13 protein-coding genes and 1 pseudogene are annotated in these 12,291 nt (G+C 69.3%); 3 read left to right on the plus strand and 11 right to left on the minus strand.

Going from position 1 to position 12,291, the window contains the following annotated elements; translation table 11 throughout:
• Positions 1-86: 86 nt before the first annotated feature.
• Complete coding sequence (locus AC1QRC_RS15695; protein ID WP_484204192.1) at positions 87-5,087, minus strand: DUF3320 domain-containing protein; 5,001 nt, start codon at positions 5,085-5,087, stop codon at positions 87-89.
• A 106-nt stretch (positions 5,088-5,193) separates the two neighbouring features.
• Between AC1QRC_RS15695 and AC1QRC_RS15700 the strand changes: the two are divergent.
• Positions 5,194-6,392 (plus strand): annotated as a pseudogene (locus AC1QRC_RS15700) (IS3 family transposase).
• 117 nt (positions 6,393-6,509) lie between these two features.
• Here AC1QRC_RS15700 and AC1QRC_RS15705 read toward each other — a convergent pair.
• The 9 genes from AC1QRC_RS15705 to AC1QRC_RS15745 all read right to left on the minus strand — a co-directional run bounded on the left by AC1QRC_RS15705 (position 6,510) and on the right by AC1QRC_RS15745 (position 10,666).
• Positions 6,510-6,602 carry an antitoxin MazE-like protein gene (locus tag AC1QRC_RS15705; RefSeq protein WP_484204193.1) on the minus strand — a complete coding sequence of 31 codons (93 nt, stop codon included), beginning with the start codon at positions 6,600-6,602 and terminating at the stop codon, positions 6,510-6,512.
• A 151-nt stretch (positions 6,603-6,753) separates the two neighbouring features.
• A complete protein-coding gene (locus AC1QRC_RS15710) occupies positions 6,754-7,587 on the minus strand; it encodes an alpha/beta fold hydrolase (protein ID WP_484204194.1) in 834 nt (277 codons plus the stop codon).
• A gap of 27 nt (positions 7,588-7,614) precedes the next feature.
• Positions 7,615-8,037, minus strand: a complete 423-nt coding sequence (locus tag AC1QRC_RS15715; RefSeq protein WP_484204195.1) for a DoxX family protein — start codon at positions 8,035-8,037, stop codon at positions 7,615-7,617.
• A 103-nt stretch (positions 8,038-8,140) separates the two neighbouring features.
• Positions 8,141-8,536: an ABC transporter permease gene (locus AC1QRC_RS15720; protein ID WP_484204196.1), complete on the minus strand. Its 396-nt coding sequence runs from the start codon at positions 8,534-8,536 to the stop codon at positions 8,141-8,143.
• On the minus strand, positions 8,518-8,919 hold the full coding sequence (locus tag AC1QRC_RS15725; protein ID WP_484204197.1) for a hypothetical protein: 402 nt from the start codon (positions 8,917-8,919) through the stop codon (positions 8,518-8,520). The genes AC1QRC_RS15720 and AC1QRC_RS15725 overlap by 19 nt, the downstream gene beginning before the upstream one ends.
• A 74-nt stretch (positions 8,920-8,993) precedes the next feature.
• Positions 8,994-9,398 (minus strand): hypothetical protein, encoded by a 405-nt coding sequence (locus tag AC1QRC_RS15730; protein WP_484204198.1) that lies wholly within the window; start codon positions 9,396-9,398, stop codon positions 8,994-8,996.
• Between the two features lie 163 nt (positions 9,399-9,561).
• A complete protein-coding gene (locus tag AC1QRC_RS15735; protein ID WP_484204199.1) occupies positions 9,562-9,729 on the minus strand; it encodes a hypothetical protein in 168 nt (55 codons plus the stop codon).
• 21 nt (positions 9,730-9,750) lie between these two features.
• A complete protein-coding gene (locus AC1QRC_RS15740) occupies positions 9,751-9,969 on the minus strand; it encodes an ATP-binding cassette domain-containing protein (RefSeq protein ID WP_484204200.1) in 219 nt (72 codons plus the stop codon).
• Between the two features lie 103 nt (positions 9,970-10,072).
• Positions 10,073-10,666, minus strand: coding sequence for a PadR family transcriptional regulator (locus AC1QRC_RS15745; RefSeq protein WP_484204201.1), 594 nt, complete (start codon positions 10,664-10,666; stop codon positions 10,073-10,075).
• Positions 10,667-10,922: 256 nt separating this feature from the next.
• On the opposite strand from AC1QRC_RS15745, the gene AC1QRC_RS15750 reads away from it, so the two are divergent.
• Both AC1QRC_RS15750 and AC1QRC_RS15755 read left to right on the plus strand, forming a co-directional pair.
• The gene (locus tag AC1QRC_RS15750) at positions 10,923-11,108 is read left to right on the plus strand and encodes a hypothetical protein (protein WP_484204202.1); all 186 of its coding nucleotides are present in this window, start codon (positions 10,923-10,925) and stop codon (positions 11,106-11,108) included.
• A gap of 57 nt (positions 11,109-11,165) precedes the next feature.
• On the plus strand, positions 11,166-11,588 hold the full coding sequence (locus AC1QRC_RS15755; protein ID WP_484204203.1) for a hypothetical protein: 423 nt from the start codon (positions 11,166-11,168) through the stop codon (positions 11,586-11,588).
• 24 nt (positions 11,589-11,612) lie between these two features.
• Here the strand turns inward: AC1QRC_RS15755 and AC1QRC_RS15760 are convergent, their stop codons facing one another.
• Entirely contained in the window at positions 11,613-12,278 is a 666-nt protein-coding gene (locus AC1QRC_RS15760; RefSeq protein WP_484204204.1) for a hypothetical protein, read from the minus strand.
• Positions 12,279-12,291 lie beyond the last annotated feature (13 nt).

The raw sequence follows: 12,291 nt of genomic DNA on the forward strand, positions 1-12,291 counted from the left end.
CCCTTTCCGGTCAACTCGGTAAATACTGCTGTCAGGTGTGACGTCTGCAGTTGTCGAGACCCGCGGGCAGGGCGGTCTCCACGTCGCTAGGGGCGACTCCCCTCCTCGAAGTGCTCCCCATCCGGGCGACTCACAAGTCCGTTGGCGAGGGCGAAGGAGAGGGCTTGCTCCATCCGGGCGGTGACGCGAGGCGTCATCCGGGTGAAGCCGAAAACGCCGAGCGCCTCGCGGAGGAGCTCGTCCTGGGTGAGGCCGCCGGTGGCCCGTGCCAGGGCACGCATCGCGTTGCCGATCTCACGCAGCGGCACCTGCTCGATGTCTCTGGTGCCTGACTCGTCGCTCCGGAAGTTGGCCCAGCTGGCGAAGTCGACCCGACCGTCCCAGATGACGCCCTTCTCCTCGGCTACCCGCCATCCCGAGGGGACGCACCGCAGGATCTGGGTGGACCGCTGCGGGCTGACCCGGGTCAGGTCGAAGGCCGCCGCGACCAGTCGCACCAGGCGGGTCTCGTGGATCGGCCCTTCGGCGGCGACGGCCTCCTCGATCGCGGCGGCTACCCGCTGTCGACTGCCCGGTGAGGGCAGTCCGTCCAACACGCTGCGGGGTCCCAGCGCCCCGGGCTCCCATCCGGTGAAGCCCTGCTCGCCAGACATCCGAGGAGAGCCCTCGCCCGGCGCGGCCTGCCCCTCCGGTGCCGGGAGGTCGACAGGCGACGAGGCGCCTCCTCCACGTGCGATCTCGCGATCCCCGAGAGGGGCTCCGACACCAGCGGGGAGGACCGAACTGCCCGGGGAAGTGCTGGCCTCGGACTCCGATGGCTCGGCCGCAAGCTCCTGCTCAGGGTTGTCCGGCTCAGACAGCTCGGCCCTGGCCTCGGCGGGACCGGACTCCTCGCGGTCGGGTCCGTCGACGGCACGCTCCACCGTCGTCACGAGCTGGTCGAGGACGGAGTCCGGATCGGCGAGCCAGGCGGGCAGCCAGACACGCGCGACCGCGGGCCAGCCGAGCATGTCCCCGAGCACCTGGACGGGGAGGCCGTCCCGGTCTCCGACCGTGAGCCGCTCGGCCCAACCGGGGCCATCCAGCACCACAGCGACCAGACGACGGTCGGGTTCGTCGCTGGACGCGAGCGCCAAGTCCACCTTGAAGTCGGACAGGCCCAGGTCGGTCGTCACCACCAGGTCGCGGTCGCGGAGGGCAGCGGCGAGGTGCTCCCGGTGCCGGTCCACCTCGCCCGAGCGACGGACCTCGTCGGCGAAGTTCGCCGTTCCTGCCGCCGCCAGGTCCAGGTAGGCCCGCAGGTGCCCGATGCCGGTGGAGGACGTCTCGTCGGCGCGCAGCTGCACCGGGTCGAAGGAGGAGTAGATGACAACCTGGCGACGGGCCCGGGTGATGGCCACGTTGAGACGGCGCTCACCACCGTCGCGGTTAAGCGGGCCGAAGTTCAGCGGTAGGACACCCTTGTCATTGACGCTGAACGCCGTGGAGAAGAGGATCACGTCGCGCTCGTCGCCCTGGACGTTCTCCAGGTTCTTCACGAACAACCCCTCGCCGTCGTCGGCGTCGAGGGCTCCGGCGATCCGGGGGTCGTCGTGATCGCGGATCAGCGCCTCGATGTAGGTGCGCTGCTGCTGGTTGAAGGTGACGATGCCGACCGAGGGGAAGCCGTCGCCGGTGTGGGCGTCACACCGGCGGACCAGGTCGGCGACGATCGCCTCCGCCTCGACCGGGTTGGTGCGCAGCAACTTGCCCTTGCCGTCCCGGTGGAAGGTGCCGTTCACCCGGACCAGGCTGATCCCGTAGCCGTGCACCCCCGGGTCCGCGGAGCCGGTGGTCGGCGAGGGGAAGGAGCTGAGCTTGCCCTGGTAGTAGTGCCGGTTACTGAACGCGATCAGCGACTCGTCCTGGCTGCGGTAGTGCCAGGACAGCCAGTGCCGGTCCACCCGCGCCTGGACGGCCTCGGACAGGATGCTCTCCTGGTCCTCCACCAGGGTGGCCCCGACGATCTCCTCCTCGTGGTCGTCCGGCACGATCGTGGACTCGGCGAACGAGGTCGGCGGCATCTGCTTGCTGTCGCCGACCACGACCACGGAGCTGGCCCGGCCGATGGCGCCGATCGCGTCGGCCACCCTGATCTGCGAGGCCTCGTCGAAGATCACCAGGTCGAAGAGCTCCTCCCGGACCGGGAAGAAGCGGGCCAGGGAGTCCGGCAGCAGGCCACAGACGACATCGCCGGCGCGGGCAAATCGTCGGATCGTCTGCTCGTGGCTGGTCGGGTCGAAGCCGTCCAGCGCCGATGCCGTATGCCGTTCGCGCACCGATGCCGCCGCCACGCCTCGGTCGAACGCGCGGGGTGCCTCGTCCGCACTCACCGCCCCCGACAGCAGCGCCTCGCGCGCCTCACCCATCCCGACCGGGACCAGCGGCGCCAGGTGCGAGCGCAGCGCGAGCCAGCGCCGCAACGGTGCCAGCCGCGCATCGCCGGTGCCACGGCCCGCCTCGGTCTGAGACCACCGGACCAGCAGACCCAGGTCCCCTGCCCAGGCCTGCCATCCCTCGTCGGTGACGCCGAGCGCCCGGGTGAGTTGCTGCATACCGCCCACCAGGGTCCCGAGGGTCTGCGCCGTCTCCGGGCGGACCGCCTCGCCCGAGGCGACGAACTCACGCAGCGCACCGACGAACCCGGAGTCGGCCCGCTGCCCCACGGACCGGCCGGCCCAGTCCAGCCACTCCACCTGGCGGTCGAGGACCTGCCGGCCCTCGTCGGTGAGCGGGTTCCACGACTCGGGCACCTGCACGCCCGGGATCACCTGGGCGCGGCCGGCGAGCGCGCGGACCGCGGACTGCACCTGGACCAGGGCGCCGGTCAGCTCGAGCACCTGCTTGTGGTGCACCTCCGCGCCGTCCCGCAGCCCTGGCCGCAACTGCTCGACCACGGCCCGCAGCCGCTTCTTGCGACCGAACCAGGAGGACTGTGCCGCGGCCTGAGCCCGCGCGTGGAGGTCGCCGAGCGGCAGGTCGAGCGCGGCCGGGGTCGCCAGGTCGAGCCCGGGGTGGGCCGCCGCGGCGAAGGTGCGCACCTCAGCACGCAGCGCGGCGGTGGCGTCCTGCCAGCGGGCCGTGCGGGTCTCGTCCAGCAACCCCAGCGGCGGACGTGCGGCACCAGCGAGGCGGGACAGCGCCACGAGGTCGGAGACAGTCCTGGCCGCCCCGAGCGCCGCGCCAAGGCGGCCATCGCGCGGCACGGCACGCACCGCCCGGTCCACGTCCTGCGCAGCCGCCGCCACCCGCGGCCAGTCGTCCTCCGCGAGGGCGTCGACGCCGACGAACCCCCACGGGTGGTGTGCCTGCGGCCGTGCCGGCCCGGCCACGTCGGAGAGCTCGACCAGCAGGCTGCGCAGCTCGCGGATCCGCTGCTCGTTGCCCTGCCCGAGCAGGCTCTCCGGGACCGGCAGCTCGGCGGCGCCGGCCAGGGCCAGCCCTCGGGTGTGCGCGCTGTAGAGCGAGAGTCCCGCGGCATTCGTCTCGTGCAGCCGGTCGCGATAGCGGGTCAACGCCCGGGAGGCGGACCGCAACTCCTCCCCGGCCACCGACAGCCCCTCGGCGTCGACGACGGCCCGGTGCTCGATCGCCGCCTTGAGCTGGGCCCGCACGGTGGCTGGCTTGCTGGCCTTGTCGTGCAGGTCCAGCCGGAAGGCATCGAGCCCGATGGCGTCCAGCCGGTCCTTCACCACGTCGAGCGCGGCCCGCTTCTCGGCGACGAAGAGCACCCGCTTGCCCTCGGCCAGGCTGCGCGCCAGCAGGTTGGTGATGGTCTGCGACTTGCCGGTGCCGGGCGGTCCCTCGATGACGAAGGTGCGCCCGGCCACGGCCTCGGCGATAGCGCGCAGCTGGGAGCCGTCGGCCGGGATGGGGCACTGCGCGGCCAGCTCGTCCAGGTCGGCCTCGAGGGCCTGCTGCGCGGCAGGGTCGGCGAAGTGCTCGGTCGGCGTGTGCGCCAGGTGGGCGGCGAGCGGGTTGCGCAACAGCGTCTCCCAGTGCTCGTCCAGGTCCTTCCACAGCCGGAACTTGGCGAACTGCAGGATCGCCAGGTGCGCGGTGTTCTCGACGTGGAACGGCAGCCCCTTGCTCGCCAGCGCGACCCGCACCCGGTCCAGGGTCTGCTCCAGGTCGATGCCGGACAGGTCCTCCTGGGGCTCGCTGAGCTCGGGGATGTGCAGCCCGTGGGTCTGCTTAAGCTTCTCCAGCAGGCAGTAGTTGGGGGTGCTGCCCCCGGAGTCGTCCAGCCGGAGACGGTATGTCGTGCGCTCGCCTCTCCCGGTCGCGACCAGTTTGACGGGGACCAGGATGAGCGGGCTGCGCAGCGGACGGCCGTCCAGCTCCCAGACCAGCGACCCGAGGCCCAGGTAGAGGTTGTTGGCGCCGGTCTCCTCCTCGATGGTGCGCGCCTTGTAGCCGAGCCCGCGCAGCCGGGTGGTGTAGGTCTCGGACGAGAGATCCGTATGCAGTGCCGCCCGGTTGGAGAGCAGCTCGGCCAATTGCTCTTGCGGCAGGTCGCGACCCCAGCGGATGCCACGGGCGGCCTGGACCGAGTCCACCTGGTCCGAGGGGAGCAGGGTGAGGGCCTTGCCGGCGTGCACCAGGTCCTCCGCCGCGCCCAGGTGACCGTCGGGGACGACCAGCTCCACGGCATACCGGGTGCTGAAGTTGATCAACCGATTGCGCAGGCTCAGGTCGAGCAGCGCGTTCTTCCACTGCTGCACCCGCCGCGGGAACGGCTTCCCGGCGACCTTGGGCGTCTCCCCGCTCGGAGCCCTGCGGCCCTCGTGGCGTGGCGTGGGGGTGCTGTGCTGGGCCGGGTGGTACTCGACGATCTGCACGTCGCCGCTGGGCAGACGGCGGCGTGACGGGAGGGCGACGATGTCCTGGCGTCGGGCGACGTGCACGTCCAGGATGCCCACGACCTCGGCGGTCCGGCGGGCGGCCGCCAGCGAGGCGCGGACGGCCTGCTCGAAGCTCTCTGGATGGCCTTCCGTGACGTGGGTCGACTCGACGGTGCGCAGCAGGCCGAGGTCGATGAGGTTCACCGCCGGGGAGGCGTCGGAGGTGGCGATCGCGTCCAGGGGACTGCTGCACGGATAGGTGACATCTGAGCTGCCTAGTCCGAGAGGCTGGGCTGGAAGGATGTTCACCGTGCCCAAGCCCTACCCCAAGGAGTTCCGCGACGACGTGGTTCGCGTCGCTCGGAACCGTGAGCCGGATGTCGACGCTGGCGCAGATCGCGAAGGACTTCGGCGATCCACGTCGACCACGCTGTACAAGTGGATGAAGCAAGGCCGATGTCGATGACGGCGAGCAGCCCGGTGGTGACCGCAGTCGAGTCGCGCCGAGCTGCGTGAGGCTGCGGAAGCGGATCCGGCTGCTGGAGCAGGAGAACGAGGTCCTGCGCCGCGCCGCGGCCTACCTGTCGCAGGCGAACCTGCCGGGAAAATGATGTACCCGCTCGTCCGCGAGCTGGCCGTCGACGGGATCCCCGTCACGGTGACGTGCCGGGTGCTCAAGATCGCTCGCCAGCCCTACTACCGGTGGCTGGCCCACCCGGTCACCGACAGCGAACTCGAGGAGGCCTACCGCGCCAACGCGCTGTTCGACGCCCACCAGCGACGACCCCGAGTTCGGGTACCGGTTCCTGGCCGACGAGGCCCGCCGACGCCGGCGAGCCGATGGCGGATCGGACCGCGTGGCGGATCTGCGCCGAGCAACGGCTGGTGGAGCGGCGTTCGGCAAGCAGCAGGCACGCGGCGAAGCCCGGCCAGCGGTCCACGACGACCTCCGCCGGTCGCACGCACGACCTGGTCCGGCACGAGCTTCACCGCCGACGGCCCGAACGAGCTGTGGCTGACGGACATCACCGAGCACCGGACCGGCGAGGGCAAGCTCTACCTGTGCGCGATCAAGGACGTCTACTCCAACCGGATCGTGGGCTACTCCATCGACTCCCGGATGAAGTCCCGGCTCGGCGGTCGCGCGCGCTCGAACAACGCCGTCGCCCGGCGCGGCGACGTGGCCGGCTGCGTGGTTCACACCGACCGAGGGTCGCAATTTCGAAGCCGGAAGTTCGTGCGCGCGCTGAACCGCCACGGCATGGTCGGATCCATGGGCAGGGTCGGCGCGGCCGGTGACAACGCAGCCATGGAGTCGCTTCTTCGCGCTGCTCCAGAAGAACGTCCTCGACCGCCGCTCCTGGACCACCCGCGAGGAGCTGCGGATCGCGATCGTCACCTGGATCGAACGGACCTACCACCGCCGCCGACGACAGGCCGCGCCTCGGCCGGTTGACCCCCATCGAGTACGAGACCATCATGACCACACCAGCCACTCTGGCTGCGTGACTAACAACTGTCACCTATCCGTGCAGCAGTCCCCTCCGCGTCTCCCTCCTCGTCCCAGGACACGGGCGACTGCCTCGACGAACTGTTGCTCGTCGGAGAGTTAGTCCGATCGAGCGACTAGCCCGCCTGCCGGCGCGCATCCTGCGCAAACCACTCGCTTCGCACGTCGGGCACCCAGATCTGCACCGACCGATGACCGCGCTCACGCATCCTGCGCCGCTACGCATTCACCCGGCGGATCACTGTCATGCTTCCTCGCTACATGTAACGCGTCGCGGGGGAACGACGATCCCATTGCCCTATCTTCGGGGACTCTCGGCGTCCTACCCGGCCGACTCCTCGACAACACCCCGCAGGCCCCTCAGTGCTCGCTGCTGAAGAACCGCAGCAGCAGCGGGCCGACGGTCTGTGGGTCGACGACGTGATCCGGCCCCTCGAGGGTCTCCCGTTGAGCGTGGGGTAGTAGGTCTGCAAGCTCGTCGGCTGCGCGGTCGAAGAAGTCCGAGGGCAGGCCTGCCATGTAGGGGACCGTGATCGGTCCTCCGGTGGTGACCAGGACCGGTTGGGTGACCGTTGCCAGTCGATCGGCCGGCAATTGGTAGCGGTTGAGGAAGACGCTGTCGTGGACCAGCGTGGGCGCGAGGGCGACCGAATCCGCCCAATGCGCCGTCTGCTTGCCTGCCGCTTTCCTGGCCGCGATGTTGTCGTCGGAGGCGCCGGTCATGCGCATGAACAGTTCGAGAACCTCCTCGTCTCGCCCGGCGTCGAAGGCGCGTCGGGTGTCTGCGATGTACTCCTCGAATCGCGGGCGTAAGTCGTCCCCGACCGCGTAGGGCACCTCCCACACGGCGATCGTGTCGATGGCTGACCCGGCCGCGGCGGCCTCCATCGCCAGCGCGCCGCCTGAGGATGCCCCGAACAGGTGTGCCGAGCCGCCCGCCTCCGCGATCAACGCATCCAGGTCCTCGATCTCCCTTTCCACGGCGTAAGGCTCGGTGAAGCCGCTCGCGCCGCGTCCCCGACGGGCATAGTTGTAGACCGTGAAGTGCTCGGCGAGAGCCGGCGCCAAGGGAGCGTTCTCGGCCCCGTCGTCGAGTCCCCCGCCCACCAGAATGACGGCCGGACCGCTTCCTTCCCTGTCGTAGGCGATGGTGGTGCCATCGTTTGATGTCACGCGAAAGGCCATCTCATTCATCTCACATCTCCGTTCGAGAGGTTGGTCTCAGCGCCCGAGCAGCGTGCCGACGACGGCCTCGGTGCGCGACCACCGCGCCCTTGCGATCACGGCCGCCACGACGAGAAGGGCGAGCGGCAGCCAAGGGCTCTGCTCGAGCACGAACTGATCGGTGATGACAGCACCGGTCAGCAATGCCGCCAACCCGAGACTGGCCAGGCCCGCCAGAGCCGGGATCAGAAGTCCAACCCCTCCCGCGACCTCCAGCGCTCCGACCAGGTACCGGAGCCACTGGCCAGCTCCGATGTCGGCGAACATGTCCACCATGACCGGGTCGCCGGCGAGCTTCGAGATTCCGCCGCCGGCGATTATCGCCGCCAGCACGACTTGCAGAATCCAGACCCCGATGCTGCTCGCCCGCCCGGGCGTGTGCGCAACCGTTTCCGAGTTGTTCTTGGGGATGGTGCTCATTCGGCTCTCCTTGTCGTGTCCGAGCCTCGTACCGGTGATGGCGTTGACCGAGTGGGCCAGGTTGTCGGAGTTGATGTCGACGAAGTGCTCGCGGTAGCGGCATCTACTTCTTGTTGCGGTAGAGGACCATGGTGATGGGACCGAAGACCGCGACGAGAAGTACGGACGAGACGAGCACCCAGCCGATTTCCCCGGCGGGCACCGAGCCGTCCATCAGGCCGCGTACCACGGTCGCCAGGTGGGTGATCGGGTTGACCTCGACGACCGCCTGAAGCCATCCGGGCATCGTCTTCGGGTCCACGAAGATGTTGCTCACGAACGTCAGCGGGAACATCAGCATCATGCTGACTCCCGCCACCGAGTTCGGCGAGCGCAGGATCAGGCTGAGCATCGTCCACAGCCACGACAGGCAGAACGAGAACACCAGCAGCAGCACCACCGAGAGCACCACGCCGACGGCGCCACCCTCCGGCCGGAACCCTAGGACCAGGCCGAGCATGATGACGATCGCCGACCCGATCGAGTAGCGCACCAGTATCGCCGAGCAGGGCGCCGACCAGCGGGGACGGTCGCCACACCGGGAGCGACCTGAACCTGTCGAACACGCCCTTTTGAATGTCGGTGTTCAGCGTAATAGCCAGTGTTCATGGTGATCATGACGTTCGCCTGCACCAGGATGCCCGGCAGCAGGAACTGCAAGTATTCCTGAGTCGACCCGGCGAGCGCGCCACCGAACAGGTAGGTGAACATCAACGTGAACATGATCGGGAACATGGTCACGTCGACGAGCTGCTCGGGCACGTGCTTGATCTTCAGGAGGGCGCGCCAGCGCGAATGTCGAACGAGGTCGCTCACCGGACCGGGTCGCGGGCGGGCGCTCACCGGCCAAGAGCACACCGCGCAGCGCGTTGACCTCGGTGACGCGCGCACCGACGCCTGCTCCGCGGACGTGGCATTCATGCGGCATCCTCCTTGAGTCGTCTCCTCGGACGGGCTGACCGGTCAGGGCGAGAAACACCTCGTCCAGGCTCGGCTGGCCGAGCGCGAACTCGGTGACGTCGTATGCCGCCGCGGGATAGCTCGGCCAGGGCGCGGGCGACCCGCTCGGGGTCGGAGATCCCCGCGGACAGTGCGACCGGGTCGGCGGAGAGCTCGATCGGCACGTCGAGAGCGGCGGCGAGGACCCGCTCGGCCTCGGCCCGCCGCTCGGGGCCACGGAGGCGTACGTGCAGCGAGCCGGCGCCGACCGATGCCTTGAGCTGGCCGCTGGTGCCCTCGGCGATGACCTTGCCGTGGTCGATCACCGCGATGCGGTCGGCCAACTGGTCGGCCTCGTCGAGGTACTGCGTGGTCAGCAACACGGTCGTGCCTTCGGCGACCAAACCGCCTGACGATCTCCCAGACCTGGTTCTTACTGCGCGGGTCGAGCCCGGTGGTCGGCTCGTCGAGGAAGATCAGTTCGGGGGGGACGACCAGGCTACGCTGCGATGTCGATGCGCCGGCGCATCCCGCCGGAGTACTTCTTCACCTGCCGGTCGGCGGCATCGGCGAGGCCGAATGCGTCGAGCAGGTCGGCCGCTCGCGCGCCTGGCCCGCGGGCGCGAGTAGCCGTAGCAGCCTGGCGAGCAGCAGCAGGTTCTCCACCCCGGTGAGGTCCTCATCGACCGACGCGAACTGCCCGGTAAGGCTCACCCGGCTCCGTACCGAACGGCGTCAGTCACGCACGACGTCGTAGCCGAGCACTTGCGCCTCTCCGGCGTCGGGGCGCAGGAGCGTGGCGAGCATGCGGATCGTGGTGGTCTTGCCCGCCCCGTTCGGGCCGAGCACGCCGTACACGCCCCCGGCGCTCACGGCCAGGTCCACACCGGCGACCGCGTGGGTCTTGCCGAAGCTCTTCTTCAACCCTCTCGTCTCGATCGCGAGCTTTCCCATGGGTTCGAGTCCTTCTCTCGGTGGTGCGAACGGATTGGTTGCGCTAGTCAAGTTTGATTACTTGGCCAAAGTACATGAGGAGGAAGCATCTAGTCAAGTTTGATTAGAAGGTGATCTTGAGGTGATCGGAGACCGTTCGCCACGAACCCGGATCATCGGCCATGGTGTAGGCGCCCTCAGACAGTCGTTTGCTCAGCCTCTTCGCCCACTCCAGTTCGGTGCGTGCGTGTCCCGCCCACAATTCGGCCTGATCGCGGACGTGCTCGGGTGTGTCCCGATTGGGGTGCTCCCGCCACTTGGCCTGCGCTACGAGCTCCGCTTCCAGGCGCGCGACCCGCTCGCTAACGTGCGCGATGGCATCTGTCCTGGTCAGCATGGGCAACAGGGCGATGGACGCGTTGAGCATGGCCGGGTCGTGGGTGCGCCGCAGACCGTCGCGGACCATTGCGACTATCTCGTCACGTCCCCGAGCTGTCGCGCGGTACAGAACGCGCTCCGGCCCGGCGTTGCCCGGCTCGGTGTGTTCGGTGAGGAGGCCATCAGCCGCCGCCTTCTTCAGCGCGTGATAAATCGAGCCGGGCTTGATCTTGGCCCAACTCTCCACACCCCAGCTCTGCAGTTCGGACCGCACCTGGTAGCCATGCGCGCCGCCGGAGAGGTGCACGACACCGAGTACCAGGAGCTTCGTCGCCGACATGCGCCCACCTCCGCTCAATCTGCTCGGACTCGCTCCGCTTGCGCGCCCGCCAGGGTGTGTGTCAACTCCCACCAACACTAGGGTGCCCTCGACCAGGATCCCCCACACCACCCCGCTCCCGCGGCGCCGCTTCTGCCGTGGGGTCCGTGCCGATCAGCTCCAGGCGAGGCATGCCCGGCGTCGTCTCAGCCGACTCACGGGTGAGCGGCTGCATACGGCGTAGTCAGGACTCGTGGCGGTGCGTATCGTCGTTCGTATGGCGAAGGTCACCGTCACGCTGCCGTCGGATGCCGTAGTGGCGATCAGGGCACTGGTCTCCGAGGGCAGGGCCGATAGCGTTTCGGGGTTCGTGCAGCACGCCGTGCAGGTGTCGCTCGATGACGTCAGCGGAGCCTGGCCAGATGAGGTGCTCGAGAATGCGAAAGCCAAGGGCGTCGACTGACACAAGGCCTCACGCTCCATCCCGGCAGTGTCACACCAGTCCGACACACTGGCAGACATGGAGGAAGAGAACGACCGGGGTGCATGGAGTCCCGTGGACCACGGGATACCTCGGCATCTCGCCACCGCCCTACGGATGGCCAGCTTGCCGAAGCGTTCGCTGCGCATGGCCGATCGCTCGCTGCAGCGGGCCCGCCGAGGTTGGTCGGCCGACGACGCGTGGAACCTCGATGCCTACATCTCCGGCGTCCTTGGCGGCGGCCTACTCCACCTCGCGGATGACGCACACGGCTATCCGGGGACCGGTCCCTACGCCGACCACGCGTCGTGGACTCGAGACCTTCGCACGCACGGCGAGGCTCTCAGCCTCTGGAGCGACCTCGTCCAGGAGGGAGTCCACGACGGCAGGGACGCTGAGTACGCCGCGGCCCAGGCAGCGCTGCATTGGGTGGCCGAGAACCTCCGTCATCTCTGGGATTGAGGGTCCGCTGCGCCGCGGCGCGGCTCAGTCCAACGGATAGTCCGGCGGCGATGAGCCGAGGCCACTGCCCCGCACCAGAGCCAACGCCTGCTCCAGGGAGATCGCCACCGGTGGCCACACGCTCACCGGTCCCGGGGTCTCGGCCCCGTGGTGCACGGTGGCCAGGGCGGTCCCATCGGTCGGCTGCCTGTAAACCGCGACAGTCACACGCCCCCCGGGTTCCCCGCGCTGCTGCTCGGCGAAGATCTCGTCCCGGGTGGCATGCCCGGCGGCCAGCCCGTCGTGGAGCCTACGGGCGAGCGCGGCGGACCCGTGGACCGCGATCCGGACCTCCGAGAACCGCTTGCCCGACGACGATCGCAGTGTGCCGCGCCGGGTGTGCCGCGCGACCGCGAACAGGCCCCACGCCAGCAGGCCGGCAACCACCAACATGGCGGTGAAGGCTGGGCCGTTGCCGTCCAGCGGGTTGAGCATCGTCGAAGCCACGAGGACGACCGTGACGAGCAGCACCGATCCCACGAGAACGCCGACGGCCACCAGCCCGACTCCCACCATGGGCAACCGGGCAAAGACCCACGGCCCGGGGTACACGGCCAGCACCGGGTTGAAGTCGAAGAAGCTACGGTCCTCCGGCTGAACACTCTCGCGGGTGACCTGCCGCGGGCCACCTCGTGCATCGTCGTCCGTCATTCTCGTCCCGGTG

The organism is Ornithinicoccus sp. (assembly GCF_057176825.1).